General features: G+C 59.3%; 24 protein-coding genes and 3 tRNA genes. 9 read left to right on the top strand and 18 right to left on the bottom strand.

Annotation, left to right across the window (positions count from 1 at the left end; genetic code table 11):
* Positions 1–3: 3 nt before the first annotated feature.
* Genes sdhA through sdhC form a run of 3 tightly spaced genes read right to left on the bottom strand, consistent with a single transcriptional unit; the run spans position 4 to position 2,513 of the window.
* Positions 4–1,776, bottom strand: coding sequence for a succinate dehydrogenase flavoprotein subunit (gene sdhA / locus BLT85_RS03885; protein WP_093391916.1), 1,773 nt, complete (start codon positions 1,774–1,776; stop codon positions 4–6).
* Positions 1,777–2,145 (bottom strand): succinate dehydrogenase, hydrophobic membrane anchor protein, encoded by a 369-nt coding sequence (gene sdhD, locus BLT85_RS03880; protein ID WP_093391915.1) that lies wholly within the window; start codon positions 2,143–2,145, stop codon positions 1,777–1,779.
* Entirely contained in the window at positions 2,139–2,513 is a 375-nt protein-coding gene (gene sdhC, locus BLT85_RS03875; protein ID WP_093391914.1) for a succinate dehydrogenase, cytochrome b556 subunit, read from the bottom strand. The genes sdhD and sdhC overlap by 7 nt, the downstream gene beginning before the upstream one ends.
* Positions 2,514–2,874: 361 nt before the next feature.
* Here sdhC and gltA point away from each other — a divergent pair, with 361 nt between their 5' ends.
* The gene (gene gltA, locus BLT85_RS03870) at positions 2,875–4,149 is read left to right on the top strand and encodes a citrate synthase (protein WP_093391913.1); all 1,275 of its coding nucleotides are present in this window, start codon (positions 2,875–2,877) and stop codon (positions 4,147–4,149) included.
* A 112-nt stretch (positions 4,150–4,261) separates the two neighbouring features.
* On the opposite strand, the gene BLT85_RS03865 is transcribed toward gltA, so the two are convergent.
* The gene (locus tag BLT85_RS03865) at positions 4,262–4,513 is read right to left on the bottom strand and encodes a YkgJ family cysteine cluster protein (RefSeq protein ID WP_093391912.1); all 252 of its coding nucleotides are present in this window, start codon (positions 4,511–4,513) and stop codon (positions 4,262–4,264) included.
* A 79-nt stretch (positions 4,514–4,592) separates the two neighbouring features.
* Here BLT85_RS03865 and BLT85_RS03860 point away from each other — a divergent pair, with 79 nt between their 5' ends.
* Positions 4,593–4,940, top strand: coding sequence for a DMT family protein (locus tag BLT85_RS03860; RefSeq protein ID WP_093391911.1), 348 nt, complete (start codon positions 4,593–4,595; stop codon positions 4,938–4,940).
* Here the strand turns inward: BLT85_RS03860 and BLT85_RS03855 are convergent.
* Entirely contained in the window at positions 4,924–5,796 is an 873-nt protein-coding gene (locus tag BLT85_RS03855) for an NAD(P)-dependent oxidoreductase (RefSeq protein WP_093391910.1), read from the bottom strand. The genes BLT85_RS03860 and BLT85_RS03855 overlap by 17 nt on opposite strands.
* A gap of 77 nt (positions 5,797–5,873) precedes the next feature.
* On the bottom strand, positions 5,874–6,152 hold the full coding sequence (locus BLT85_RS03850) for a DUF5666 domain-containing protein (RefSeq protein ID WP_093391909.1): 279 nt from the start codon (positions 6,150–6,152) through the stop codon (positions 5,874–5,876).
* 141 nt (positions 6,153–6,293) lie between these two features.
* On the opposite strand from BLT85_RS03850, the gene ppnP reads away from it, so the two are divergent.
* A complete protein-coding gene (gene ppnP, locus BLT85_RS03845) occupies positions 6,294–6,575 on the top strand; it encodes a pyrimidine/purine nucleoside phosphorylase (RefSeq protein ID WP_093391908.1) in 282 nt (93 codons plus the stop codon).
* A gap of 104 nt (positions 6,576–6,679) precedes the next feature.
* Here the strand turns inward: ppnP and BLT85_RS03840 are convergent, their stop codons facing one another.
* Positions 6,680–7,129, bottom strand: a complete 450-nt coding sequence (locus BLT85_RS03840) for an acyl-CoA thioesterase (protein WP_093391907.1) — start codon at positions 7,127–7,129, stop codon at positions 6,680–6,682.
* Positions 7,130–7,283: 154 nt separating this feature from the next.
* On the opposite strand from BLT85_RS03840, the gene BLT85_RS03835 reads away from it, so the two are divergent.
* Positions 7,284–9,533, top strand: a complete 2,250-nt coding sequence (locus BLT85_RS03835; protein ID WP_093391906.1) for an Orn/Lys/Arg family decarboxylase — start codon at positions 7,284–7,286, stop codon at positions 9,531–9,533.
* A gap of 70 nt (positions 9,534–9,603) precedes the next feature.
* Here the strand turns inward: BLT85_RS03835 and BLT85_RS03830 are convergent.
* The 5 genes from BLT85_RS03830 to BLT85_RS03810 all read right to left on the bottom strand — a co-directional run bounded on the left by BLT85_RS03830 (position 9,604) and on the right by BLT85_RS03810 (position 12,570).
* Positions 9,604–9,679: transfer RNA gene (locus BLT85_RS03830), tRNA-Ala, on the bottom strand.
* Between the two features lie 43 nt (positions 9,680–9,722).
* Positions 9,723–9,798 (bottom strand) — tRNA-Glu (locus BLT85_RS03825).
* An 84-nt stretch (positions 9,799–9,882) separates the two neighbouring features.
* Positions 9,883–9,958, bottom strand: a tRNA-Ala gene (locus tag BLT85_RS03820).
* Positions 9,959–10,122: 164 nt separating this feature from the next.
* Positions 10,123–11,598 carry a glutamate--tRNA ligase gene (gene gltX, locus BLT85_RS03815; protein ID WP_093391905.1) on the bottom strand — a complete coding sequence of 492 codons (1,476 nt, stop codon included), beginning with the start codon at positions 11,596–11,598 and terminating at the stop codon, positions 10,123–10,125.
* Positions 11,599–11,643: 45 nt separating this feature from the next.
* Positions 11,644–12,570, bottom strand: a complete 927-nt coding sequence (locus BLT85_RS03810) for a LysR family transcriptional regulator (RefSeq protein WP_093391904.1) — start codon at positions 12,568–12,570, stop codon at positions 11,644–11,646.
* A gap of 106 nt (positions 12,571–12,676) precedes the next feature.
* Between BLT85_RS03810 and BLT85_RS03805 the strand changes: the two genes are divergently transcribed.
* From BLT85_RS03805 to BLT85_RS03785, 5 genes are all read left to right on the top strand, one after another.
* A complete protein-coding gene (locus tag BLT85_RS03805) occupies positions 12,677–13,708 on the top strand; it encodes an HlyD family secretion protein (RefSeq protein ID WP_093391903.1) in 1,032 nt (343 codons plus the stop codon).
* Positions 13,701–15,248 carry a DHA2 family efflux MFS transporter permease subunit gene (locus BLT85_RS03800; RefSeq protein ID WP_231701531.1) on the top strand — a complete coding sequence of 516 codons (1,548 nt, stop codon included), beginning with the start codon at positions 13,701–13,703 and terminating at the stop codon, positions 15,246–15,248. Before BLT85_RS03805 ends, BLT85_RS03800 begins: the two co-directional genes overlap by 8 nt.
* Before the next feature lie 91 nt (positions 15,249–15,339).
* Positions 15,340–16,623 (top strand): NAD(P)/FAD-dependent oxidoreductase, encoded by a 1,284-nt coding sequence (locus tag BLT85_RS03795; protein ID WP_093391902.1) that lies wholly within the window; start codon positions 15,340–15,342, stop codon positions 16,621–16,623.
* Positions 16,624–16,748: 125 nt separating this feature from the next.
* Positions 16,749–17,150, top strand: a complete 402-nt coding sequence (locus BLT85_RS03790) for a PA2779 family protein (protein WP_093391901.1) — start codon at positions 16,749–16,751, stop codon at positions 17,148–17,150.
* Positions 17,138–17,980 carry a PA2778 family cysteine peptidase gene (locus BLT85_RS03785; protein WP_093391900.1) on the top strand — a complete coding sequence of 281 codons (843 nt, stop codon included), beginning with the start codon at positions 17,138–17,140 and terminating at the stop codon, positions 17,978–17,980. Before BLT85_RS03790 ends, BLT85_RS03785 begins: the two co-directional genes overlap by 13 nt.
* A gap of 814 nt (positions 17,981–18,794) precedes the next feature.
* Here the strand turns inward: BLT85_RS03785 and BLT85_RS03780 are convergent.
* The 6 genes from BLT85_RS03780 to BLT85_RS03750 all read right to left on the bottom strand — a co-directional run bounded on the left by BLT85_RS03780 (position 18,795) and on the right by BLT85_RS03750 (position 25,767).
* Positions 18,795–19,649 carry a hypothetical protein gene (locus tag BLT85_RS03780; protein WP_093391899.1) on the bottom strand — a complete coding sequence of 285 codons (855 nt, stop codon included), beginning with the start codon at positions 19,647–19,649 and terminating at the stop codon, positions 18,795–18,797.
* Positions 19,650–20,024: 375 nt separating this feature from the next.
* Positions 20,025–21,395 (bottom strand): exopolysaccharide Pel transporter PelG, encoded by a 1,371-nt coding sequence (pelG, locus tag BLT85_RS03770; RefSeq protein ID WP_093391897.1) that lies wholly within the window; start codon positions 21,393–21,395, stop codon positions 20,025–20,027.
* Positions 21,395–22,921, bottom strand: a complete 1,527-nt coding sequence (gene pelF / locus BLT85_RS03765; RefSeq protein WP_093391896.1) for a GT4 family glycosyltransferase PelF — start codon at positions 22,919–22,921, stop codon at positions 21,395–21,397. The genes pelG and pelF overlap by 1 nt, the downstream gene beginning before the upstream one ends.
* The gene (locus BLT85_RS03760) at positions 22,918–23,904 is read right to left on the bottom strand and encodes a transporter (protein WP_093391895.1); all 987 of its coding nucleotides are present in this window, start codon (positions 23,902–23,904) and stop codon (positions 22,918–22,920) included. The genes pelF and BLT85_RS03760 overlap by 4 nt, the downstream gene beginning before the upstream one ends.
* Entirely contained in the window at positions 23,882–25,249 is a 1,368-nt protein-coding gene (locus BLT85_RS03755; RefSeq protein WP_093391894.1) for a PelD GGDEF domain-containing protein, read from the bottom strand. The genes BLT85_RS03760 and BLT85_RS03755 overlap by 23 nt, the downstream gene beginning before the upstream one ends.
* Entirely contained in the window at positions 25,249–25,767 is a 519-nt protein-coding gene (locus BLT85_RS03750) for a penicillin-binding protein activator LpoB (RefSeq protein WP_093391893.1), read from the bottom strand. Before BLT85_RS03750 ends, BLT85_RS03755 begins: the two co-directional genes overlap by 1 nt.
* Positions 25,768–25,789: the final 22 nt, after the last annotated feature.

Genomic DNA, 25,789 nt, shown 5'->3' with positions numbered 1-25,789 from the left:
ACCTTAGTAAGTACGCACTTTGGGTTCAAATGCTGGAACGGTCTTCGGCGTGAAGTTCACAGCGCGCTTCTTCAACTCCTTGGTCGCCGGCATGTACAGGCTGTGGCACAGCCAGTTCACGTCGTCACGATCCTCGTAGTCTTCACGAGCGTGAGCACCGCGGCTCTCGGTGCGAGCTTCCGCCGCGATGGCGGTCGCTTCGGCAACTTCGAGCAGGTTTTGCAGTTCCAGTGCTTCAATGCGCGCAGTGTTGAACGCCTGGCTCTTGTCATTGATCTTGACCGTAGCAATACGCTCGCGCAGGTCAGCCAGTTGCTTGATACCCTTCTGCATGAATTCGCCGGTACGGAATACACCGAAGTAGTTCTGCATGCAGTTCTGCAGTTCCTTGCGCAGCGGGGCAACCTCTTCGCCGCTGGCGCGCTCGTTGAGGCTGGACAGCCGAGCCAGTGAGGCGTCGATGTCGGACTCGGAGGCGCCGCGGTATTCGATGCCTTCCTTGAGCGCTGATTCCAGATGCAGGCCGGCAGCGCGGCCGAACACAACCAGGTCGAGCAGCGAGTTGCCGCCCAGGCGGTTGGCACCGTGTACCGATACGCACGCGACCTCGCCCACGGCAAACAAGCCGGGAATGATCTGATCGGTGCCACTGGCGTCCTGGGTAATCGCCTGACCATGAATGTTGGTGGCGATGCCGCCCATCATGTAGTGGCAGGTCGGTACGACAGGAATCGGCGCGGTGACCGGATCGACGTGGGCGAAGGTCTTGGACAGTTCGCAGATACCCGGCAGGCGGCTGTGCAGCACTTCCTCACCCAGGTGATCGAGCTTGAGCATAACGTGGTCACCATCCGGACCGCAGCCATTGCCCGCGAGGATTTCCTTGACCATCGAACGTGCAACCACGTCACGACCAGCAAGGTCTTTCGCGTTCGGAGCATAACGCTCCATGAAACGCTCGCCATGCTTGTTGATCAGGTAGCCGCCTTCACCACGGCAACCTTCGGTCACCAGGGTACCCGCGCCGGCAATACCGGTCGGGTGGAACTGCCACATTTCAATGTCCTGAACGGGAACACCTGCACGCAACGCCATGCCGATGCCGTCGCCGGTATTGATCAGAGCGTTGGTGGTCGATGCATAGATACGACCTGCCCCGCCGGTAGCGAGGACGGTGGCCTTGGAGCGGATGTAGACGGTCTCGCCAGTCTCGATGCAGATGGCGATGACGCCCACTACCGCGCCGTCCTGGTTCTTCACCAGATCGACTGCGTACCATTCATTAAGGAAGGTAGTGTCGTGCTTGACGTTGTTTTCATACAGGGTGTGCAGCAGAGCATGACCGGTACGGTCGGCTGCGGCACAGGTACGCGCTGCCTGGGTCGGGTTGTCCGGACCTTTGGACTGGCCGCCGAACGGACGCTGATAGATGCGGCCCTGTTCGGTACGCGAGAACGGCAGACCCATGTGTTCGAGCTCGAACACGGCTTCTGGACCAACGGAACACATATACTCGATCGCGTCCTGGTCACCGATATAGTCGGAGCCCTTGACGGTGTCGTACATGTGCCAGCGCCAGTCATCGTTCGGATCGGCCGAAGCGATGGCGCAGGTGATGCCACCCTGAGCGGATACGGTGTGCGAGCGGGTCGGGAATACCTTGGTGACCACGGCAGTCTTGTGACCACCCTGGGCCAGTTGCAGCGCGGCACGCATGCCGGCGCCGCCGCCACCTACGATGATGGCGTCGAAAGTCAGTGTACGGATGCTAGCCATTTAGAAACCCCACAGAATCTGCACGCCCCAGACGAACAACACGAACATCAACAGTCCGCATGCGACCTGGAACAGGAAACGCACGATGGTGGCAGCTTTGCCCATGGCCATCGGAGTCAGGTAATCGGTTGAAATGGTCCACATTCCGACCCAGGCGTGGACAGCAAGCGCCACGAGGGTGAGAAGACTGAAGATGCGCATCCAGGTTTGGTTGAACAGGCCGGCCCACTGCTCATAGGTCAGGTCCGGATTCACCAGGAAATAGCCCAGCAGGAAAAGCGTATAGACAGCCAGCAGCACGGCGGATACCCGCTGCGCCATCCAATCATACAAGCCGCTACGAGACAGGTTGGTGACGCTGGTTACCATATCCAAACCCCCAGAAGAACGATCAGAACGGCCGACAGCACCAGAACCACTTTGGCTCCGAGAATGCCGCCTTCCAGGCTTTCACCCAGCCCCGCATCCATCAGCAGGTGGCGGATACCCGCGACCAGGTGGTACAGCAGTGCGGACAGGATGACCCACAGGGTCAGCTTGGCCAGCGGATGCTGAAGAATTGCCCCGACTTGCTCGAACCCGCTTTCGGAACTGAGCGACCGGTCCAGCATCCAAAGCAGGGCAGCGATGGCGATGAACAGGATGACGCCCGAAATACGGTGAGCGATAGACGAATAGGCTGTGACAGGAAGTCTGATTGTCCTGAGATCTAGGTTGACAGGTCTTTTGCTTTTCACGGCTATATTCACACTCATGGCCCTGTGGACAGGGCTGGATTATAGGAAGGTGCACTAACTAAGTGGGTACCCCAATGACCCGTGGTGCAGCTTCCAGTGGAAGCCGGGATGGGTCACTTTGCCGGTCATGGAGTATAGAGAGTTGCCCCCTTGATTACAATGCAAACACCAGCCTTGCGAGACCCGCCGAGCCGCGCCGTTGCGCGGTTATCGCCCCTATTTAGGGCGTCTATAAAAGTCATTTATGGCGGTGATATCCATTCACTATCAGTAGAATTGACAAACGGGATTATCACCTTATAGTGATGCGGGCCCTGCGTGGGGGGTCACACTTTCGATACAGCAAAACAGGAGGCCATTCATGGCTGACAAAAAGGCGCAGTTGATCATCGAGGGCGCTGCCCCCATTGACCTGCCAGTCTATTCTGGCACCCTTGGTCCGGATGTAGTGGATGTTCGCGGCCTGACCTCCGAGGGGATCTTCACCTTTGACCCCGGCTTCATGGCTACCTCTTCGTGCGAATCCAAGATCACCTTCATCGACGGTGAAAAGGGTGTTCTGCTGCATCGCGGCTACCCCATCGAACAGCTCGCCGAGAAGGCTGACTTCCTGGAGACCTGCTACCTGCTGCTCAAGGGCGAACTGCCCAGCGCCGAGGAAAAGCAGCAGTTCGACAACACGATCAAGAACCACACCATGGTTCATGAGCAGCTGAAGACCTTCTTCAACGGCTTCCGTCGCGACGCGCATCCGATGGCCATCATGTGTGGCGTAGTGGGCGCCCTCTCTGCCTTCTACCATGATTCGCTGGACATCAACGACGCCCATCATCGCGAGATTTCAGCCGCTCGCCTGATTGCCAAGATGCCGACGCTGGCAGCGATGGTCTACAAGTACTCCATGGGCCAGCCCATGATGTACCCGCGCAACGACCTGTCGTACTCGGAAAACTTCCTTCACATGATGTTCAACACGCCCTGTGAAGAGAAAAAGATCAATCCGGTGCTGGCCAAGGCCATGGACCGTATTTTCGTTCTGCATGCCGACCACGAGCAGAACGCCTCAACCTCTACCGTCCGCCTGGCCGGTTCGTCCGGTGCCAACCCGTTCGCCTGTATCGCAGCCGGCATCGCCGCCCTGTGGGGACCGGCTCACGGTGGCGCGAACGAAGCCGTACTGCGCATGCTCGACGAAATCGGTGATGTATCGAACATCGACACGTTCGTCGCCAAGGCCAAGGACAAGGACGACCCGTTCAAGTTGATGGGCTTCGGCCACCGCGTCTACAAGAACTTCGATCCGCGCGCCAAGGTCATGAAGCAGACCTGCGACGAAGTACTGAGCGAGCTGGGTATCAACGATCCGCAGCTGGAGCTGGCGATGAAGCTTGAAGAAATCGCCCGTACCGACCCCTACTTCATCGAGCGGAACCTGTACCCGAACGTCGACTTCTATTCGGGCATCATTCTGAAAGCCATCGGCATTCCCACCGAGATGTTCACGGTGATTTTTGCCACCGGCCGCACCCCGGGCTGGATTGCCCACTGGAACGAAATGATCAGCGGTCCGTACAAGATCGGTCGCCCGCGTCAGCTGTATACCGGCGCCACCAAGCGCGATTACCCTTCGAAGTAATGTCGCTGCCATGAAAAAGCCCCGCCGATGCGGGGCTTTTTTGTATCCGTTCGGCGAACCCGAAGGCACCGCGCTCGACGTCCCGGCTTGCGATCCGGGGCCTTCCTCAGAATCAGGCCGTCTCCGACTCGAGCCATCCGAGTATCTGCATGGCCTCCTCGGCGCTACTACCGCATACCGCCAGGTCCGCCCTGAACGCGGCGCATACCTTCGGCCGCTCGGGGGATTCGAAGATCGCGCAGCGCTTGTCCGGCAACAGGTGTAAACACGGCGTCCCGGCCGGCTTGCCGCCAGGCATGCCAGGTATAAAGGAAGAAATCGACGGCGCCACACAACACGCACCACACCCCTGCCGACAGCTCATGCTCACGACTCGTTACCCTCTTGGCGAAAATCCCGCTTGCGCCTATGCTCGCGCCACAAAACTACCGGAGCTGGCGTTAATGTCTTTACCTGTCTGGGCCCAGACCGCCCTGTTGCTTACCCTGTCCAACGTATTCATGACATTCGCCTGGTACGGGCATCTGAAGGCACTGAACAGTAAGCCGTGGATCATAGCGGCACTGGTCAGCTGGGGCATAGCCCTGTTCGAGTATCTGCTCATGGTGCCAGCCAACCGCATCGGCTACACCGAGCTGAACGTAGCGCAACTGAAGATCATGCAGGAGGTCATCACCTTGTGCGTGTTCGTACCCTTCGCGGTCTACTTTCTGCAACAGCCGTTGAAGCTCGACTATCTATGGGCCGGCCTATGTCTGCTCGGCGCGGTGTATTTCATTTTCCGCGGTTAAGGCGAGTGATCAGGCTCGATGTGTCCCAGCGCCCGCCTCCAGCGGCCTGCACGTCGGCGTAGAACTGGTCGACCAGCGCGGTGACCGGCAACTGCGAGCCATTGCGCCTCGCCTCATCCAGCACGATCGACAGATCCTTGCGCATCCAGTCCACGGCAAAACCAAAGTCGAATTCCCCGGCGAGCATGGTCTTGTGACGATTCTCCAACTGCCACGACTGCGCAGCACCTTTGCTGATAACCGACATGGCGGCCTCACCATCCAGGCCGGCGCCTTGGGCGAAGTGCAGCGCTTCGGACAGCCCTTGCAGCAGACCAGCGATACAGATCTGATTGACCATCTTGGTCAACTGGCCGCTACCGACCTCACCCATATGCCGGGTCATCTTGGCGTATGAATTGATCACCGGTCGGACCAGGTCGTAGACCGACTCGTCACCGCCCACCATGATAGTCAGCTGTCCGTTCACCGCTCCAGCCTCACCGCCGGATACCGGTGCATCGAGAAAGCCGATGCCTTTTTCGCGACAAAGCGCGGCCATCTCCCGAGCGACGTTCGCCGAAGCCGTAGTGTGATCGACGATCACCGTACCCTTGCGGGCGCCAGCAAGAACGCCCTGCGGACCGGCGACGACTTCGCGCAAATCGTCGTCATTACCCACGCAAAGCATGATCATATCCTGTTCGCAGGCGGCGTCAGCCGGCGTCTCACGGGCTTCGCCACCATGCTGCTCGACCCAGCGGGAAGCCTTTTCCGAGGTTCTGTTGTACACAGCCATATTGTGGCCGGCACGCTTGAGGTGCCCAGCCATTGGGTAGCCCATGACGCCCAAACCAATGAATGCGATATTTGCCATGCGACCCTCCCGGCGCGCCCAGTCGAAGCTGTATCAGCGCGCAATACTATCAGAGCGATTGAGCTTTAAACCAAGCTTCAGAATGGCTCCGGCCGGATCTGGTTGATCACGTGACGGCCATCTATCACGTCGAAATCGATCTCGACCGTTTGCCCCCCCTCCAGATCCGCGTAGCTTCCCAAAGCCATATCGAAATCGGTGTCTTCGGCAATCAGGAACTCGATCCCTTCAACGGTCACAGTACCTTCTTCGGCATCGATGTTCTGCACGGGGCCAACGATCTCTGCCGCCAGCGCTGTACCGGCACCGAGTACGACTGCCAGACCCAGGGTAAAGGCCAACATTGTCCGATTCATGAGGTCGCTCCGGTAGAGGTAGATCCGGACAGTATAGAAGAGGCAGCGCAAAGCTTATCGGAGTTCGGTGCGGATGATTGCCGAGGCGCACCGCGGCTCGGCATAATGGCGCCCCATTCGTCATCCGCCCAGGAGTTTTCGATGTTCAAGGTCAATCAGTATTTCGAAGGCAAGGTCGCTTCCATCGCTTTGCAGCAGCCGGAAGGCGCCGCCACTATCGGCGTGATGGCACCCGGCGAATATGAGTTCGGTACCAGCCAGCTGGAAATCATGCACGTGGTGACCGGCAAGCTGACCGTCAAGTTGCCGGGGAGTGAACAATGGAATGATTATGCCGGTGGATCGCAATTCACCGTGCCGGCGAACAGCAAATTCCAGCTCAAGGTCGAGCAGGACACCGCCTACCTCTGCGAATATCGTTAAGCCTGACATCGCTGGTCGCCGCGGGTCGCGCCTCCCACAATCTTTCTTGCGCCTGCTCGGGATTGTGGGGGCGCCGACTGATCCGCTCCGGCACGGTCGGCCAGTTATGGCTCGGCCTTTGTATCAGCGCTTATGGCCTTGCCGTAGCCGTCGATAAACGAGGCTGGCATGCGTTTAGGCCGGCCGGTGCTGAGTTCAATACAGGCGAAGGTGGTACGGGCACGCAGCAGCGTCGCGCCATCGCTCTTGCGACATAGCTGAAAGTGGCGCGTCATGCGCAGCTTCTTGTCCCAATGCACGATCCAGGTCGCCATTGTCAGTTCATCGCCCTCGTAACCAGCAGCGAGGTAGTCGATCTGGTGGTGAACGATGGCCATGGCGCGATCCAGCTCGCGGTATTCGTCCAGGCCCAGGCCCAGCGACTTTGAGTGCTGCCAGGCGCAGCGCTCCAGCCAGCGGACGTAGATGGCGTTATTTGCATGCCCGAGCTCGTCGATATCATCGGCTTGTACGGTGATGTCGTAAGTGTGCGGATTTTCGAAATCCCAATTCACGCGCGTTCCTCTCGTCTCGTCGCTTTTCGCTCAGCGGTTGAATGGCAAGGCCCCGCAGGATACCACTGAGCCAAGGCACACGCAGTGGCCAAACCCGTGTGCCGCGGATCGCTCTAGGCTAACCTTGAACCAGACCCCCGAAGAACGAGGCTCCATGTTCAAGCATCTGCATTTCCCGATTCTGGTCATCAACCCCCACATCGGCAAGGACGACGTCGCCGGCACCCAGCTGGCAGAGCTGTTCAAGGCACTGAAGCAGGAAGGGGTGGAAGTACTCGCTACCGCATCGATCGACGAGGGTCGACTGATCGCCGAGGCACACCGTGGACTATCGTGCATTCTGTTCACCGCTGATACCGCGGACGGCCTGGCGCCCATCAGGGCGCTGTTCGAAGCGGCGCATTCGCGCTCACCCGAGCTACCGATCATGGCGCTGACGACCCGGCAGAATCTGGACAATGCCCAACTGGCCGAACTACGAGAGCTACATCAGCTGCGCGGCATCATCTATCTCTTCGAGGATACCCTGCCGTTCATCGCAGGCCAGATCGCCCGGACCGCCCGATCCTATCTCTCGAACCTGCTGCCGCCGTTCTTCAAGGCGTTGCTCGACTATACGGGTCGCGCGAGCTATTCATGGCACTCCCCAGGGCACGGGGGCGGCGTAGCCTTTCGCAAAAGCCCGGTAGGCCGTGCCTTTCATGACTTCTTCGGCGAAAACACGCTGCGCTCCGACCTGTCTGTTTCGGTGCCGGGGCTCGGCTCGCTGCTTGATCACAACGGTCCCATCGCCGCTGCAGAGAACAACACGGCCCGTACCTTCGGCGCCGACCACAGCTTTTACGTGGTGAACGGGACCTCGACTGCAAACAAGGTGATCTGGCATGCCTATGTCACGCGCGATGACGTGGTGTTGGTCGACCGCAACTGTCACAAGTCTATCCTCCACGCCATCATCATGACCGGCGCCATTCCGGTGTACCTGACCGGTTCGCGTAACGATTACGGCATCATCGGGCCGATCAGCCTGGAGTCGTTCTCTCCGGCACGCATCCGCGAACGTGTCGCCGAGCACCCGTTGCTGCAAGGTCGCGAGCCGCGCATTCGCCTCGCCGTGCTGACCAACTCCACCTACGACGGGCTGTGTTACAACGCCGAACAGATCAAGGACGAGCTTGAGGATGCCGTGGATGTGCTTCACTTCGATGAAGCCTGGTACGGCTATGCGGCCTTCCATGAATTCTACGCAGGGCGCCACGGCATGGGGCGCAAACGGGGCTTTCCGCGGGCGAAACATCCTATGGTGTTCGCCACGCAATCGCCGCACAAGGTCTTGGCCGCGCTGTCCCAGGCGTCAATTATCCTCGCCGAAAACAGCGACGAGCAGGAGCTGGACGAAGAGCGCTTCAACGAGGCGTTCATGATGCATGCCTCGACTTCACCGCATTACGGCATTATCGCGTCGATTGACGTCACCACCGGCATGATGGCCGGCGCACCGGGCCGCTCGCTGGTCCAGGAAACACTCGATGAGGCGCTCTCCTTCCGCCGCGCAATGCAGCAGACCGCGGAACGACTGGATGAAGACCAGTGGTGGTTCGATGTATGGGAACCGGAAGAGGCACTCGCCACCGACGAACTCCAGCCCGCTGACTGGACCCTCGACAGCCAGGCTGACTGGCACGGCTTCGGCGATATGGCCGAAGACTACGCCCTGCTCGACCCAATCAAGGTCACCCTGCTGACCCCTGGCGTCGAAGAAAAAGGCCGACTCGCCAAGAGCGGCATTCCCGCAGCTATCGTGACGCGCTTTCTCGCCGAGCGCGGGCTGGTGGTAGAAAAGACCGGCCTCTACTCGTTTCTGATCCTGTTCTCGCTAGGGATCACCAAGGGCAAGTGGAGCACGTTGGTCTCGGAGTTGCAGGAGTTCAAGCGGCTATATGACAACAACGCGCCGCTGGAAATGACCCTGCCTAGCGTTGCGAATGTGGAAGCCTACCGCGACATGGGCCTGCAGGACCTTTGCCAGCAACTGCATCGCTTCTATAAAGAGCAGCGGATGGTGAGGACGCTGCGGCAGATATATACAGAGCTGCCGGAAATAGTGGTACGCCCCGCTGATGCCTACCAGCAGATGGTGCGTGGCCAGGTCGAAATGGTTCCGGTGGAAGCGCTGGCGGGCCGCATCGCTGCGGTGATGGTGGTGCCCTACCCGCCGGGCATCCCTGTGATCATGCCGGGCGAACGCTTCCCTACCGACAGCGCCGCGATTGCCGACTACCTGCGCATCGCCGCTATACAGGACGCGCGCTTCCCCGGATTCGAAAGTGACATCCACGGGGCGCGTCCGGTACAGAGCGAGAATGGGGAGCGACGCTATCTTGTCGACTGCTTGAAGGAGTGAACCGACCCAATCCGACCCAGGTGAAAAAAACACAAAAAAAGAGGCCGACATCGCTGTCGGCCTTTCTGATTGGTGGAGCTAAGCGGGATCGAACCGCTGACCTCCTGCATGCCATGCAGGCGCTCTCCCAGCTGAGCTATAGCCCCGTGTCTTGCGACCCCGGCACGTTCCTGTGCCGGTTACTGATAATGGCGTCCCCTAGGGGACTCGAACCCCTGTTACCGCCGTGAAAGGGCGGTGTCCTAGGCCACTAGACGAAGGGGACGCAAACCCTTCTATGCGTCGAAGCGAGAGTCGCTCCAGGCATCGTGGAAAACAGGTCAGCGCCGAAGCACTGACCTAAAAAACTTGGTGGAGCTAAGCGGGATCGAACCGCTGACCTCCTGCATGCCATGCAGGCGCTCTCCCAGCTGAGCTATAGCCCCGTCGTGATGACGGGGCGCATATTAGGTCTGCAGCCAAATACTGTCAACAGAATTTTCAGTAAAACAGCGACTTATGTGGGAGCGTCGCCCCGGCGCAACGTGCCCGCCGGCGGCTCCGCTTTCGCGCCCAGAGGACGCTCCTACATAGACCCGCGGGCCGGGTTCTAGATCTCGGCCAGCAGCTTTTCCCAGGCCTTCACTTCTTTCTTCGACGCACCACCGATCAGCTCCAGCGCCTGGCGCAGACGGAAGCGCGACAGATCCGGGCCAAGATGAGCCATTGCATCGAGCACTGACACGGAACTGGCCTGCCCGGTGATGGCGGCGAACAGAAGCGGCATCAGATCACGCAGCTTGAGCTCCTGGCTTTCCGCGACACGCTGGATGGTCGCCGTGATGTTGTCCTTGTCCCACTGGCGCAGCGCTTCGAGCTTCCACAGCAGCAGCTGCATCACCTTGCGCACTTCGTCGTTCGAGAGTTTCTTGTGTTCAAACAATGCCGGGGTCGGGTCGACCTTTCCGGTCAGGAAGAAGCCAGCCAGCGGCAGCAGATCACTGAAGGTTTCCACGCGCGCCTGAACCAGCGGCACCAACGGACGAAGATACTCTGCGTTCAGTGCCCATGCCTGTACCGCGTTCACGAAATCCTGCTCGGACAACTCGCGAATCCACATGCCGTTCAGCCAAGCCAGCTTTTCCACGTCGAAAATGGGTCCACCCAGCGATACACGCTGGATGTCGAAATGTTCGACCATCTCGTCCAGTGTGAATTGCTCGCGCTCATCGGGCATCGACCAGCCCATACGACCGAGGTAGTTCAGCAGCGCCTTGGGCAAATAACCCATGCGCTCGTAAAAAGTGATGCTGGTCGGGTTCTTGCGCTTGGAGAGCTTGCTCTTGTCCGGATTGCGCAGCAGCGGCATATGACACAGCTCGGGCATGTCCCAGCCGAAGTACTGATACAACAGCATGTGCTTGGGGGCGGAGTTGATCCACTCCTCCCCCCGCAGCACATGGGTGATGCCCATGAGATGATCATCGACGACATTCGCTAGATGGTACGTCGGCAATCCATCCGCCTTCATCAGGACCTGCATGTCGACCTGCTCCCAGGGAATCTCGATATCCCCGCGCAGCATGTCCTTGACCACGCACACACCTTCGGTTGGCACTTTCATGCGCACCACATGCGGCTCGCCCGACTTGGCGCGCTGCTCGACCTCGGCGTTGGGCAACGTCAGGCAGTGACCGTCATAGCCCGGTGTCTGCTTGTTGGCCATCTGCTCGGCGCGCAACGCATCCAGGCGCTCGGGAGTACAGAAACAGCGGAAGGCATGCCCGCTGCGAATCAGCGTTTCGCTGTGCTCGACATAGATCGCGCTGCGCTCGCTCTGCCGATACGGGCCGTGCGGGCCGCCTACGTCCGGACCTTCGTCCCATTCCAGTCCCAGCCAGCGCAGCGAGTCGAGAATCTGCTTTTCGGACTCGGCGCTGGAGCGTACCTGATCGGTGTCTTCGATACGCAGGATGAACTGTCCGCCGTGTTGGCGGGCGAAGCACTGGTTGAACAAGGCAATGTAGGCGGTGCCTACGTGCGGGTCACCAGTAGGTGACGGGGCGATACGGGTACGAACGGTCATGGATGGTCTCATCGGTTGTGCCCGGCAGGCGCCGGGCCCGGCTTGCTATGAAACCGACGATGTTACCAGCGCTTCCCCATGCTGCTCCACCTCGGTAATCAGGCGTTTTTCCAGCCGCTCGATCATGAAGTCGATAAACGCCTTGACCTTCATCGCCTGGAACCGGCGCGATGGGTACAGCGCATACAGTTCGCTTGACGGTAGGACCACATTGGGCAGCACCTGCACCAGCAACCCTTGCTCGACCTGTGGTTCGGCGATGAACGCCGGAACGTTGATGATGCCGGCTCCGGAGATCGCTGCCTCGCGAGCGAAGGTGATGTTGTTGACGGTCAACACAGGATTGATCAAGACGCTGACGTTAGGCTCGAGGAAATGCCACTTGCGCCCACTATCCATGGTGTTGATGCAGCGATGCCCGGTGAGCTCCTCCGGTCGCTGGGGCATACCGTGCTGCGCTATATAGGAGGGGCTGGCATACAACTGCCGCGGACTGCTCATCATCGGCCGGGCGACGAGGCTGGAGTCCTGCGGCCGCCCGCGGTGGATCACTACATCTATGCCCTCTTCCACCGGATCGATGATGCGCGTGGTCAGTTCGACCTCAACCTGAATGGCGGGATAGCAACTCATGAACTCGCCCACCACGCCGCCGAGAAACAGCTGGCCGAATTCGATCGGGGAGCTGACTCGCAGCAACCCGGTAGGCTCGCGCTGCAGCTGCATGATGGCTTGTTCGGCTTCGGCGAATTCCTGCATGATCTGGCGGCAGCGCTCGTAATAGGCCTGGCCGACTTCGGTCAGGCGCAGCTTGCGCGTGGTCCGGTTGAGCAACCGCACACCCAGCCTTTCCTCAAGCTGAGCGATTCGGCGACTGACAGTGGATTTCTGCATGCCCAGCGTGAGCGCAGCACTGGTAAAACTGTGGCACTCCACCACGCGGGTGAAAATCAGAGCGTCATCCAAACCCATGGCGTTACTGTTCCTGTGATGCAACAAAGTGTCCGGATTCTACCCCCTCTTTACCTGAGGGGAACAGTGGTAGAGTGCTTCCAATAACAAAATCGAGAAGAGCTTAATGTCCTCCCGCGTGCGTATTCGCCTGTCTATCTTCCTGCTTCTGGTCGCTATCGTCGGTGCCGCTTTCTTCGCTCACTGGTGGCTGATCGGACGTCACTTCGAGAGCACCAACAACGCCTATGTACAAGGCGAGATTACCCGAATCAGTAGCCAGCTCGGCGCCCAGGTAACCGACGTTCTGGTCACCGACAATCAATTGGTAGCTCCCGGAGACCTACTGGTACGCCTCGATAGCCGCGATTACGACATAGCCCTGAAGCGCGCCCGCGCCAATCTCGCCACTCGCGAAGCCGAACGCGTCGAAGCCCAATCCCGGCTCGCTCAGCAGGATAGCCTGATCGAAGCCGCCCTGGCCGACGTCGCCGCGCGCCAGGCGGAGCAACGCCGGGTCGAGGCGGATATCAAGCGCATCACGCCCCTTCGCCAGTCCGGATACGCTTCGGAAGAACAACTGAGCAATTTCCGTGCGCAACTGGACGTGGCCAAGGCACAGGTGCGCCGCGCCGAAGCCGACGTCGAAACACAACGCCTTACCAAGGACACGTTGCAGGCCGACGTCAACCGGTTCGGCGCGCTGATAGACGCCGCCGAAGCGGAAATCGCCCAGGCCGAGCTCGATCTGAGCCGAACCGAAATCACCGCCCCCGCCGCTGGTCGCATTGGTCAGCGCAGCGTACGCAGCGGCTTGAACGTGCAGCCCGGTGCGCACCTGATGGCCCTGGTGCCGCAAACGGAAATCTGGATACAGGCTAACTTCAAGGAAACCCAGATCCAGCGGATGCACGACGACCAGCCAGCAACCCTGCTTTTTGATGCCTTCCCTGATGAAGAGGTGCCGGGGCGCATCGACAGCCTGTTCCCTGCCTCCGGTGCCCAGTTCAGCCTGCTTCCGCCAGAGAATGCCACCGGAAACTTCACCAAGGTGGTCCAGCGCATCCCGGTCAAGGTAATGGTCGATCCCGAGCATCCCCTGGCGGGCAAGCTTCGCCCGGGCATGTCGGTCACGGTGAAGGTCGACCTGCGTGGCTGAAGCCGTCGTTGCGGGCGTAAACCAGGAAGAGATTCCACCACCCGGCCGACGCGACTGGATCGCCATTCTCAGCGCCATTCTCGGCGCATTCATGGCAATTCTGGATATCCAGATCATCAATTCGTCGCTCAAGGACATACAGGGCGCACTGTCGGCGACAATCGAGGAAGGGTCGTGGATCTCGACCTCGTATCTGGTGGCCGAGATCATCATCATCCCGCTGGCGGCCTGGCTGACCGTGGTCATGTCGCCGCGGCGCTTCGCCGTGGTGATCTCGAGCCTGTTCGTCATCGCGTCCCTGCTCTGCTCGATGGCCTGGAGCCTGGAAAGCATGATCATCTTCCGCGTGCTGCAGGGACTGGCCGGCGGCGCATTGATCCCCTTCGCGTTCATGCTGGTACTGACCAAGCTCCCACCAGCGTCGCGCCCCAAGGGCATGGCGCTGTTCGCCATCACCGCCACCTTCGCCCCGTCCATAGGGCCGACCATCGGCGGCTGGCTGACTGAAAACTTCGGCTGGGAATACATTTTCTACATCAACATATTCCCGGGTCTGCTGATGATCGCCGGGCTGCTTTACGGTCTGGAGAAAACCGCGCCGCAATGGCACATGCTGAAAAAGGGTGACTACGCCGGCATCATCACCATGGCGATCGGCCTCGGCACGCTGCAGGTATTTCTTGAGGAAGGCCATCGGGAAGACTGGCTGGAATCGGACCTCATGGTCACCCTGGCAGTGACCGCGTTCATCAGCCTCACCGTGTTCGTCATTCTGCAGCTGTCGCGTGACAATCACCTGGTTAACCTGCGGCTGTTCAAAGAGCGGAATTTTCTCCTCGGCAGTCTCGCCAACGTCGGACTGGGCGTTGGCCTGTATGGCACGGTCTTCGTGCTGCCGGTCTATCTGGCGCAGATTCAGAATTACAACGCGCTGCAAATCGGCCAGGTGATCATGTGGATGGGCATTCCGCAGTTGGCGATCATCCCGCTGGTGCCAGTCATAATGCGCTTTATCGACGCGCGCCTGATTTGCGCTACCGGCTTCGCCCTGTTCGCCTTCGCCAGCTTCTATAGCGGCACGCTCAATCTGGACTTCGCCGGCGACCAGTTCATCGGCATTCAGATCTTCCGGGCACTCGGCCAGCCAATGGTGCTGGTACCTATGTCGATTCTTGCGACGGCAATGATCCCGCCGTCGCAGGCCGGTTCAGCCTCGAGTCTGTATAACATCCTGCGCAACCTCGGTGGCGCGATAGGTATCGCCGCACTCGCGACGATCCTCGACAGCCGCGCCAAGTACTATTTCGATTATCTGCGAGTGCATGTCAGCCCGGATAACCCGGCGGTGCAGGACCGCCTCGACGCCCTGACGCAGCAATTGGGGAACGCCGATTCCGCGCTCATGGCGCTGAACCAACAGGTTCATCAACAGGCGGCCATTCTCGCTTACAACGATGCTTTTCATCTGATCGGCGTGATGCTGGCATTTTCCATGGTCTGCATTCTGTTGGTTCGCCCACTCCCGAAACCTGCGAAGTGATGTAGTTTTTATCGATCACCGGCTGGAAATGGTCGCGCAGGCACGTTAGCATCGCCCTAATCTGTAAAATATTTTCAACATAGGGTGCATGATGAGCTACACAGAGCATACCGGTTCGTATTACGCGGCCTCGGCTAACCCCTCCCCCGAACGGCCTCCGTTGCAAGGTAGCCATGAGACGGATGTGTGCGTCATCGGTGCCGGCTACACCGGTATTTCCACCGCCCTGTTCCTGCTTGAACATGGCTTCCGGGTCACGGTGCTCGAGGCCGCCAAAGTCGGCTTCGGCGCATCCGGGCGCAACGGCGGACAGATCGTCAACAGCTACAGCCGCGACATCGATGTCATTGAACGTACCCTCGGCAACGATCAGGCGCGCATGCTCGGCGACATGGCCTTCGAAGGCGGCCGGATCATCCGCGACCGGGTCAAGCGCTATGGCATCAAGTGCGACCTGAAGGACGGCGGCGTCTTTGCCGCGTTCAATCAGAAGCAGATGGATCACCTGCAGGCCCAGAAGCAACTGTGGGAACGCTACGGACACACAGAACTGCAGATGCTCGACACGGCAGGCATCCAGAACGTGGTGAATACCGATCTGTACGTGGGCGGCATGCTGGACATGAGCGGCGGACATATCCATCCGCTCAACCTGGTGCTTGGCGAAGCCGCCGCGGTCGAATCGCTCGGCGGCATCATTCACGAGCAATCGAGAGTCATCCGGGTGGACCAGGGCGCCAGGGCGGTGGTAAACACCGAGCAAGGTCAAGTAACGGCCAAGTTCGTGGTGGTTGCCGGCAACGCCTATCTCGGGGATCTGATTCCGCAGCTGGCCGCCAAATCCATGCCCTGCGGCACCCAGGTGGTGGCTACCGAACCGCTGAGTCCTGAAATGGCGCACGCGCTCCTGCCGCAGGATTACTGCGTGGAGGATTGCAGCTATCTTCTCGACTACTATCGTTTGTCCGGCGATCGCCGGCTGATCTTCGGCGGCGGCGTCGTCTACGGGGCGCGCGATCCGGCTGACGTAGTCTCGCTGGTACGCCCGAATCTGGTGAAGACCTTCCCGCAATTGAAGGACGTGAAGATCGACTACGCCTGGACCGGCAACTTTCTACTGACCGTATCGCGTCTGCCGCAGGTCGGCCGTATCGGCAACAACATCTATTACTCCCAAGGTTGCAGCGGACACGGGGTCACCTTCACCCACGTCGCCGGGAAGATTCTGGCCGAAGCGCTGCGTGGCCAGGCCGAACGATTCGATGCGTTCGCCGCTCTCCCTCACTACCCGTTCCCGGGGGGGCGACTGCTGCGTGTACCCTTCACCGCGATGGGCGCCTGGTACTATCAGATGCGCGACAAACTGGGCATTTGAGAAACATTTGGCAGATAGTGAGAACGGACCGTACAGCGGAACCGAAGCGGCGTAGACTCAGTCAATTGCGATGCACAGCCTGTCGCAACAGGAAAGACCATAATCAATAATCAGGAGTACGCATCATGACCCTCACGCGCACCGCAAGACGTTATCTGTCCGCTTTCATGACTGCCCTGTTCATGCTCACCAGCATGGCCAGTCTGCAAGCCCAGGCAACCATGATCGGCACCCATGAAGTCGTCGCTGAACAGCAACTGAGCGTTGATCGTCAGGCGCTGAAGGACATGCTCGCCGACCAGGCGGTGCAGGAAAAGATGACCGAGATGGGTGTGTCTGCCGCAGATGTTGAAAAGCGTATCGACAGCCTTACCGCGCAAGAACTCGCCGAGTTCAATGCGCAGCTGGAGGATGGGGCAGCTGGCGGCAGCATCGTCGGCGTACTGGTGCTATTCCTGCTGATCTTCGTGGTCACCGACATCCTCTGTCTGACCGACATCTACAACATCGTCAATTGCGCACGCTGATCTTCCCGCGCACCCTCGTCCTGCTCGGGCTGGCAGCTTTGCTGTCAGCCTGTGCAGGCAAGGCGCCGAACCTCCCCTCGCCTGACCAGCTCGCCCACCTGCCACGCCAGGTATTGATCGACGTCCCCTTCCACGCTCAGGATGACTTCCAATGCGGCCCCGCCGCACTGGCGATGATCTTCAACCATCATCTGATCCCAACCGAGCCGAAAGACCTGACCGACCGCGTCTACATCCCGGGTCGCGAAGGCAGCCTGCAAATCGAAATGGTCGCCGCCGCGCGCGAACAGGATCTGTTGGCCTACCCGCTCAAAGGAAACATCGAATCGCTGCTCACCGAACTGGCTGCCGGGAACCCGGTACTGGTAATGCAGAATCTGCGCTTCGACTGGTACCCGCAATGGCATTACGCGGTCGCGATCGGCTACGACCTGAACCGCGACGTACTCATCCTGCATAGCGGCCTGGACCAAGCAAAAAGCCAGTCCCTCACAGTATTTACCCACACCTGGAACCGCGCCGATCGCTGGGCGCGGGCCATGATCAGGCCGACGCAACTACCGGCTACAGCCGAGCCGCTGGCGTATCTCAAGGCCGCCGCGGATCTTGAGCAAACGGGTCGACTGGAGGCAGCAGAACAGGCTTACCGTACCGCGCTGATGAAGTGGCCGGATGAGCCCACGGCGCGGTTTGGATTGGGCAATGTGTTGTGGGCGAAGGGGAAGCGGGAGGAAGCGGTTGGGGAGTTTCGCACGCTTACCGAAGAGCATCCGGAGTTTGGGCCTGGGTGGAACAACTATCGAGAGGGTACCTCTCTGCTCGGCCTCTAAATAATGCTTGGTTAGAATCATCCGCATCCAGGTCGAAACACATTGCTTTGATCTGTGACCTGTTCCCCCACATCAGAGGTTGGACCGAAGTAATCTCCTCGCCGTTTGCGACGCAATATCAACCATCGTGCGAAAGCCGGTAAATCACCCGTCAGGGTGATCTTCATAAGGTGACCGCGACTTCCTTGGCTGAATGTCTTTTCATTTGGCGAAATGGAACTCGCTTTGCAACCACACCAAACCGCTCACGTTGGACGATCCTTGATCATCTTTGGCATAACTGCATTCTTGGCGGTGGTTAACATCGCAGCTGCTGCGGCGCTGGCGCTTGGCCCGCGAGGCATGAAGGCCTGCGGTGATATGCAGCGCCGTTGGGCGTAGCCGGCCGACCAGTCATGTGAGTCTAAAATTAGACTAGTAGAGCAAAGCCATCCCTTGATCGCCGTTGGAAACCAGACACCCACTGAAGAGTTCACCTCTGTGTCTGCGCAAACGCCTGGCTAATGGCCGGGTCGATCGCTTGTGCTCAAAGAGATGTTGCTCCTGGGCTCCACATGATCAGCCTAGAGTCGTTTTTCTTCGAATCAAATGACTTGATCACGACGTATACAGCTATACCAGAGAGCAGGCCTCTACACAGGAACCGTGGTTCGAGGCGGATGGCCGCGCACGATCAACAGCGGCCCGTCAGGAACGTCCGCTTCCGGCCAAAAGCGGACGTTCGAACACGAAAGGGGATCTGTTTCCTTTTGACTTTTTCGCTCAGCTTCCACTCTAGTGAATTCGAGCGGCCCCTCGATGAATAGGGGGATCATCACCCTAAAAAGAAGGACGCCAGATATGTTCCGAGGCTTGCTCCGGAAGCGAGAACTGATGAGGCAGCGCCGACCGGATTGGACCATTCGTGTATTCGCTGAATCAACGTTTGCCTTGGGTCATCATCAAGCGATACATTCAGCCTAGCTAAAGCACGACTTGTCAGAATGAAGCTCGTGTTTTCCATATAATTATATATATAGCCTGCCTCAGTTGGACCTTTTATAGCGACATGCGGATTAACAGCGACATGTTCTTTTCCTTTAAGATCCAATATTTTGAAGAACCCTTCAGAACATAAAAATATCATAATAAATGCCAAGCGCTCTCTTTCCTCTGAGTACTCACGTGTCTCTTCGGCTAATCTTTTCTGCGCACGTGTCCAAGTATCCAGCTTGGACTGCGTCTCGGTTTTTCCTTCGTAACGGTTCCCTAGGTCGATCTGAGTCCGCCTTTGAGCTTCTTTCTGAAACTCTTCTACGGCGAGGTTACCGCCCCGTGTCATCAACTCCAGATGAAACTTCAAGCGTTGCTCGGAAAATTCGGACTCAGAGATCTCATACGGTTTCATCACGCCTTCAACAATCTCATCAAGCTCTCGGTTCGAGAAGATATGATCATCTCTGAAGTTATGCGCGGATAGGTATGAGGAGATCTCGTACGGAGTGCGATAGCCTCCTGCAGTGTTTTCATCTTTTACATTTTCCGGGTTTCCGCGCAGCACAGGCTTAGACGGCAAAACACCGGAACTCTCTACGTTAAAAGCAAGCGGAAAAACTTCGCTTGCTTTCTGGATTAGGTGGAGCAGCGTTGCGTTGAACTCTTTAAACGGATCGTATGTCTTTTCAGCCACTGAGAACTTCCTTGTGATCTTCGTGAAACTCAACAATATCAAGATGATACTGCGTCATCAAGTATGCTACCCAACATTGCTGGTTGAAGGCCTGGAGTACGATCACGCCGTCGTCCTCGATGCAGACTCGATTGACGCAGAGCATCTCTATGGCGCGATGCCTCGTGGATCGAAGTCCCTCTCTATTATTGGGGACCGCTAGATATATCCCAGCAAAATGATCTAACGTTATAATCAAAAGGCCGGTCCTTCCGGACGCCTATGAACCGCTTTAGTCAAAAGCGCATCAGTCCGCTTTTGGCCGATAGCAGTCGCTTCGAGCCGCAAATTCGCTCCATATCGACAAGATCGCTAGGTTCAATAAATGCCCCCTTCTCACCGCCCCAACATAAACGTTTCATACTCCAGCTCATCCAACGCCCTACTCAGCTGCATCAACCCCGCCAGCACACAGCAAGCTAACGAGAGCGTAAACCCGTACCCGAAGAAGCTCGGGCCGAGGTACTGGCTGATCAGGGTGAACACCGCGTTCAGCAGCACGAACAACGCTGTCAACTGGAGCACTACGGCGCGCTTGTCGAGGTAGAAGAACACGTTGAGCAGTGCCATGAACACGACCTGGATGCTCACGCCAACAAGATCGATGTAGAACAGCGGCAGGTAGTAGTGGGAGATGCCCAGCCAGTCGAGCAGGCTCGGTGCGAACAGAAACAGCAACACGATGGTGATGCCTTGCACCTTGCAGATTTCCTGCAGGCCCTGGCGGATCGAGAGGGTCATCTCGTTTTTCAGCTGGCCGATGTGCTGCAGGGTTTCGCCCTCGCGGATCGCGCGGAACAGGCGTTCGTACCATTCGGCGAAGTCGGTCTCGATGCGCACCAGAAACACCGCCATGCCGGGAATGATGGCGAGGTAGGCGAGAAAAATCGGCAGGTCATATAACATCGATGCGCGCAGCGGGCCGATTACCGCATCCGAAGTGGGGGGGTTGAACCAGAACAGGATCTTGTCGATCCATATCCCGAGGTTGTAGCAGAGCCCGGTGAACAACAGGCTGACGAACACCTTGCCGCGGGCGAAGAAGTCGAAGGCGATCAGTCGGTCCGAGCCGTACTCGCGAAGGATATCGAAGAGGAACAGGAACAACAGCGAGGCATGGCCCAGGAGCAGCGCCAGCAACAGACCGTCGAGTTGCCAGTGGCGAAGCAGCAATGCGCTGACGACCATCAATGCGTAGCCGCAGAACATGATGATCAGGATACGGTTGTACTGTTTCATTCCCGACAGGAAGATGATGACGATCCACAGGTTGCACAGCACCACGAAGTTGGCGAGCACCAGCGCGCGGTAGGTGAAGCTCTGATCGAAAAGCAGTATCAACACTGCCGCGCCGAGCAGGCCGGCGCCCACGGTGATAAGAAACAACACCCCGAGCAGGTTCGGCAGGATCAGATCGAAGCGTTTCTCAAACAGCCGATCCGACACGAATCGCGTGAAGAACAACTGCAGTCCGCCGGTGATGATCAGCGAGCTGGCCATGAGGTAGGTGACGGTCACCAGAAACTGCCTGACCAGCGTGCTGGGCAGGACGATACCCAGGCTGAGAAAGCCGATAAGCATGACGCTGATTATCGACAGTACCCAGGGTCCTGAGCTGATCAAGCCGGCGTACACATAGGCGCGCAGCGTGGCGGAATAGGAGTCGCGGGCCAGAATTCTGCGCAGTTCGAAGCCAATGCCTGCCATCAGTTGTGCTCCACGGCGGTGTGGTAAATGTCCTTATATCGCTGCAACATCAGCGCCTCACCGTAATAGCGATGTGCGCGGGCGAGCCCGCTCTGCTGCGCCCTGGTCCAGGCCGCCTGGTTGCGCAACAGCTTGAGCACGGCCTTCGCGGTCCCCTGGGGATCGGCAATTGCAACGACCTCCCCTGCCACACCAAGCTCGCGGTCCGCAGCGTCGGCGCCTTCGATCAGCTCGCGGCAGCAGCCCACGTCGGTAGTCACTACTGGCGTACCGGCACACCAGGCTTCCAGAATCACCAGCGGCTGCGCTTCGCTGATGGACGTCAGCACCATCACGCCGAGCTTGGGCAGCACCTCCTCTATGCGCTGAAAACCGAGGAACCGCATGTTGCGTTCCAGGCCCAGGCTGGTTACGAGGCTGCGGCACTCGGCGGCGTAATCGGGATCTTCTTCATCCGGCCCGACGACCCAGCCTTCCACCTCGGGCAGTGCGCTGACTACGCCGCGCATGGCGCGGATGAAAGTTTTGACGTCCTTGATCGGCACGACCCTCCCGACCAGTCCTACCACAGGAGGTATGCCCTCCGGACGGTTGGCAACCACCTCGGCCCAGCGATCCAGCTTGATACCGTTCGGAATCACCCGGGTCCGTTCGGCATCGGCGCCATCCTTGATCTGCCTTTGGCGATTGCCTTCGTAGAGCGAAACGACCGGATCGCTGGAGCGGTAGACGAGCAGGCCGATCCGCTCGAAGAAACGAATCCATAGCGTACGGATGTAACCGGTTTCGGTATCCATGCTGCTGCTCAGGGCTTCGTCAGGATTTTCCGGCACCCAGCCTGCCTGCGCCAGGTCGATCTTGCGCTCCTTGGTGTAGATGCCATGCTCGCTGAGGATCAGGCTACAGCCCCAGCGGCGCTTGAGAATGCAGGCCGCTAGTCCAGCGTAGCCGGTGGAGATCGTGTGCAGCATCCGCGCACGGGGCATGCGTTGCACAGCTTCGGCCAGCATCAGCACCGGAGACTGAATGGTACGCAACGTCCAGAAGTAATTGATGAAGGAAGGGTCGCTGCAATGGTCGCGGTATCCGCGGGCGATGGTTTCCCAACTGTGCCGGCTACGCAGCATGTCGCTTAACGAGACCCGGCCTTTGGCCAGTGCGTCCAGCACGGCGTTCGCCATCGACTGGTCAGGCTGCTGGGGATGGTGGAAAAACCCGTAGAGCATCTGCAGATCCGCCTCCACGCCGGGGCGGGACCTGGCGTGTCGGTTCTTGCCCGGCCGCCACGCAGCTTCGATGAAGACCTCCTGGAAATGCACCACGTTGGGCGGGATGTCGTAATTGCGCTTGGGATAGGCGCCCTGCTCGCCACCGATGAACAACACCGAGAAGGTGAGCTCCGGCAAGCCGAGGATCATCTGGTTGATCCAGGACGAAACCCCACCGCGCACATAGGGCCAGGTACCTTCCAGCAGCAGACAAATATCCGCCGTCACGGGCTCGTTGGGAGAGGCGACAGCAGTCATGTCCAGTACCTGGCGACATCGGAGAACGGCGGCCGCAGGACCGCTTCGGCCGGCAGGCTGGCGAGCAAACGTCTGACCTCGGTGTACCGGCCAGTGACGAACGCGGCCTCCGCCAAAAACGGGACTACCTTGTCCGGGCTGACACCCTGTACGCGCGCCATGTTGAATTGATGGCGCGCGGTAACGACCTCGCCGCGCTCCAGCGCGATGCGGCCGGCGAGCAATTCCAGCTCCGGATTCGGTTCAAGCTCCAGCGAACGCATACCGTTGTTCCAAGCCTGCATGAGCACGTGTTCCAGGACGCTGCCTTGTGCCAGTCCCAGATACGCCAGTTCCCAATACCAGCGAGCCAGGGCGGCGTGCTGGGCAGCAGAACCAGCCCCTTCTGGACCGATTTCCCCAAGCAGCCGCTCGATGCGTTGATTGATGCGGCTCTCCTTCTGGTCGAGCATGGAGTACGCCAACAGTCGCACATCGTCCGCCGGGTCTCGCAATGCAAGCTTCAGAACCGGAATCGAGTCATGATCGGGCATACGTCGGGTCGCCATCAGCGCAGCCAGGCGCCGTTCCGGGTCGGAAGCCAGATGGAGCACGTCCTGCAAGCCGCCATCGTGAAACATGGGCGAGCGTCTGTTTTCCAGAGGCCGAAAAGGCAGCTTCGGCACGCCTATTGCCTGCCACATCTGCTCGCCATGCTGGCGTTGCGTGTAGAGCGCCGGGAAGACCGCAGCCACCACGCCCATGGCACCCAGCACCGGTATGAAGAACGCCAGACTGAACAGAAACAGCGGCGCCCAGGGTAGCGGACGACGATAGCGTGTCGGCAGCAATCGCCATACCGCCAGGGCAAGCAAGGCGCTCGCAGCAGCATGCGGAAGCACGGCCACCAATAGTCCTTCCTGCAACCCGGGGTTCGACGCGAGACCAGCCCAGCTGCTCGCCTCGAACGCCAGCGCCCCGCTAAACAGCCACTTGGCTAGCATTCAGGCCACACTCGTTATAAAGAAAATTGTGCAATCCCTGGCGTTGGCCAGATGGATCGAGTTCGTAGTGCAGCGTTCGCACCTGGAAGTCTTCCAGCCGGCTGCCCTGGCCGAATCGCTCGCCGAGCAGATATTGCAGGCGGTTGATGTAGCCGCCGGTGCCCTCCGCCGACGTGAGCGGCATGAGAACCAGCATGCAGTCACGGCCATGCCGGTTTACCAGCCGCAACTGCAGATCGAGCCCACGCTGGCTGTCAATCAGCACCCTGACCAGCTCTTCATTGGGCGCACTCAGCTCCACCGCGAACAGCGTTCCCGCCAGCTGGTGTTGCTCGGCGTCGGTCAGTGATCGTTTCAACTGTTGAGAGAAAAACTGCGCGTCCGCATCGTCGAGACGCAGCGACGCCGGATCGCTATTGAGCAGGTCAGCGACATGACCGGCCAGCAACGCGAGCAGGCTCAAGGTGCGGTCGTTGAATGCAAAGAATGGCATTTGTCTGATTGCCAGTACCGCCAGCAGCCGTCCTTCGGCATCAATCAGTGGAACGCATGCCTGGAGCGAGGTGAAACCCTTCCACTCTCCGCCTTCGATGAACATCTCACGCACGCTGACCAGCTTGCGCTGCGCGATGCACAGCTGCACCAATTGATCATCCGGATCGAGCAGCGCCATTTCGCCTGCCGTCGCCAGGGCCCTGGTCTCGACCCGATGATTGTCGAGCACCCGGTATAGACCTGCGACGCGTAGCGATCCGTATTGGCCCAGCACTCCGACCACCGCTTCGGCCATGTTCTCGAGAACCTCGCCCCGGCGCTCGAGCCCGCGCAGCTCCTCTCGCAGTAGCAACAGCGAGCTGCGCAAGCTCTGGTCGCCACCGGCTACCCGTTGCTCCAACCGGTCGTGGGAGAGCCGCAAGATCTGGTGCGCCCGCGTGAATTCATCAAGCCGGTATTGCCGGTATTCGTTGGCCATCTGCAGCTTTTGCAGTCGCCGCTCCCATCGATCGCGGAATTCCCCGACGAGCATGGCAACCACCAGCGTACCGACGATGTACGCTGACGGGAGCTCGGCGTAGAGCGCCCCACCCTGTCGATGCAGCACCACGACCGCGCCCACCAGAACCAGCGCACTGGCCAGGGCCTTCACGAAGCCGTAACGCAACCCGATCAGCAGCGGTGCCAGCATCGACCAGGGAAAGTCATTTGCCTGCAGTGGGTCGTCTGGCGACAACCACCAGGCGAGCCCGATGGTCACGCCAGTAATCAACAGCGTTTCCAGCCAGGCGCTTATGCCGCTTGCGCTGGGCGCGAGACTGAAATCCTTGTGCGGCGAGTCGATGGTCATTACTGAAGCTGCAAATCGTCGACGAGCTTATCGATCACCTTCTGCGCCGAGCCGGCCAGACTCTCGCGTGACCAGCCAGCCCGCGCACCACTATTGCTCCAGAGTACGCGCCCGGTCGACGGCTCCAAAACGCGGAGGCTGAGACCCACGGCCGGCTCGCCATCCAGACCGTTCTTGTATTGCCACTCTTCCACACTGCCGCTGATCACATAATCGAGGCGCTGTTGCCGGGCCCAGTCCAGCGCTGCAGCCAAACGTTCGCGATCATCGATGAGAAACAGATCGCCCTGGCGAGTCGGTGGGTAAACGCGTGGCGTCAGTCCCTTGCGAGTCAGTGAGCTGAGCAGGATCTGTTCGCTGCGCTCACCTGCCAGCGGTGTCTGCGAATAGTTGACCATGGGCACCAACCCCCACTGCGCCTCGCGCGGTAGCGCCTCGCCGCGCTCGCCGGTGAAGTTCGCGCAGCCACCGATCAGCACCGCTGCGCCTGCCAGCGCCAGATAACGAAACCATTGCATAGTATCTCTCCTGTTGAATGCC

The sequence above is a fragment of the Halopseudomonas xinjiangensis genome (genome assembly GCF_900104945.1).
Lineage (GTDB): Bacteria > Pseudomonadota > Gammaproteobacteria > Pseudomonadales > Pseudomonadaceae > Halopseudomonas > Halopseudomonas xinjiangensis.
The sequence above is the reverse complement of the archived record's forward strand: the minus strand, read 5'-3'. Positions and strand labels throughout refer to the sequence as shown.

What these genes read in the sequence shown, in the direction of transcription:
- sdhA (WP_093391916.1), bottom strand. Translation starts at nt 1,776, where the DNA reads ATGGCTAGCATCCGTACACTGACTTTCGACGCCATCATCGTAGGTGGC.
- sdhD (WP_093391915.1), bottom strand. Translation starts at nt 2,145, where the DNA reads ATGGTAACCAGCGTCACCAACCTGTCTCGTAGCGGCTTGTATGATTGG.
- gltA (WP_093391913.1), top strand. Translation starts at nt 2,875, where the DNA reads ATGGCTGACAAAAAGGCGCAGTTGATCATCGAGGGCGCTGCCCCCATT.
- BLT85_RS03865 (WP_093391912.1), bottom strand. Translation starts at nt 4,513, where the DNA reads ATGAGCTGTCGGCAGGGGTGTGGTGCGTGTTGTGTGGCGCCGTCGATT.
- BLT85_RS03860 (WP_093391911.1), top strand. Translation starts at nt 4,593, where the DNA reads ATGTCTTTACCTGTCTGGGCCCAGACCGCCCTGTTGCTTACCCTGTCC.
- BLT85_RS03855 (WP_093391910.1), bottom strand. Translation starts at nt 5,796, where the DNA reads ATGGCAAATATCGCATTCATTGGTTTGGGCGTCATGGGCTACCCAATG.
- BLT85_RS03850 (WP_093391909.1), bottom strand. Translation starts at nt 6,152, where the DNA reads ATGAATCGGACAATGTTGGCCTTTACCCTGGGTCTGGCAGTCGTACTC.
- ppnP (WP_093391908.1), top strand. Translation starts at nt 6,294, where the DNA reads ATGTTCAAGGTCAATCAGTATTTCGAAGGCAAGGTCGCTTCCATCGCT.
- BLT85_RS03835 (WP_093391906.1), top strand. Translation starts at nt 7,284, where the DNA reads ATGTTCAAGCATCTGCATTTCCCGATTCTGGTCATCAACCCCCACATC.
- gltX (WP_093391905.1), bottom strand. Translation starts at nt 11,598, where the DNA reads ATGACCGTTCGTACCCGTATCGCCCCGTCACCTACTGGTGACCCGCAC.
- BLT85_RS03810 (WP_093391904.1), bottom strand. Translation starts at nt 12,570, where the DNA reads ATGGGTTTGGATGACGCTCTGATTTTCACCCGCGTGGTGGAGTGCCAC.
- BLT85_RS03805 (WP_093391903.1), top strand. Translation starts at nt 12,677, where the DNA reads ATGTCCTCCCGCGTGCGTATTCGCCTGTCTATCTTCCTGCTTCTGGTC.
- BLT85_RS03795 (WP_093391902.1), top strand. Translation starts at nt 15,340, where the DNA reads ATGAGCTACACAGAGCATACCGGTTCGTATTACGCGGCCTCGGCTAAC.
- BLT85_RS03790 (WP_093391901.1), top strand. Translation starts at nt 16,749, where the DNA reads ATGACCCTCACGCGCACCGCAAGACGTTATCTGTCCGCTTTCATGACT.
- pelG (WP_093391897.1), bottom strand. Translation starts at nt 21,395, where the DNA reads ATGGCAGGCATTGGCTTCGAACTGCGCAGAATTCTGGCCCGCGACTCC.
- pelF (WP_093391896.1), bottom strand. Translation starts at nt 22,921, where the DNA reads ATGACTGCTGTCGCCTCTCCCAACGAGCCCGTGACGGCGGATATTTGT.
- BLT85_RS03760 (WP_093391895.1), bottom strand. Translation starts at nt 23,904, where the DNA reads ATGCTAGCCAAGTGGCTGTTTAGCGGGGCGCTGGCGTTCGAGGCGAGC.
- BLT85_RS03755 (WP_093391894.1), bottom strand. Translation starts at nt 25,249, where the DNA reads ATGACCATCGACTCGCCGCACAAGGATTTCAGTCTCGCGCCCAGCGCA.
- BLT85_RS03750 (WP_093391893.1), bottom strand. Translation starts at nt 25,767, where the DNA reads ATGCAATGGTTTCGTTATCTGGCGCTGGCAGGCGCAGCGGTGCTGATC.